Origin of the sequence: Photobacterium rosenbergii (assembly GCF_033022775.1) — a bacterium.
In the GTDB taxonomy this organism is placed as follows: Bacteria; Pseudomonadota; Gammaproteobacteria; order Enterobacterales; family Vibrionaceae; genus Photobacterium; species Photobacterium rosenbergii_A.
Map to the genome: position 1 here is coordinate 1 of NZ_JAWJZI010000064.1, position 248 is coordinate 248.

Sequence of the window (248 nt, forward strand, 5' to 3'; positions counted from 1 at the left end):
ATATCGCTGGCCACTGGCGTGAAGCTGTAACTGGCATCCTGCTGCACGCTGGTGGCCGGGGTGCCCGAAATGGTCGGCGCATCGTTGACGTTGACCACTTCCAGGTTGAACGCCGCCAGGCTGGCGGTTTCGTTACCATCACTGACCTTGATCACGATATTCGACGTGGTCCCGACATCGTCATTGCTCGGCGTGCCGGAAAGCAGCCCGCTGGCAGTGTTGAAGCTCGCCCAACTCGGCAAATTATC

Annotated in this window: 1 protein-coding gene; it reads right to left on the reverse strand. The window is 59.3% G+C overall.

What is annotated here, in order from left to right:
- Positions 1-248, reverse strand: a 248-nt coding sequence (locus tag R2X38_RS26710) for a putative Ig domain-containing protein (RefSeq protein WP_317525348.1), incomplete at both ends; no start/stop codon positions are given.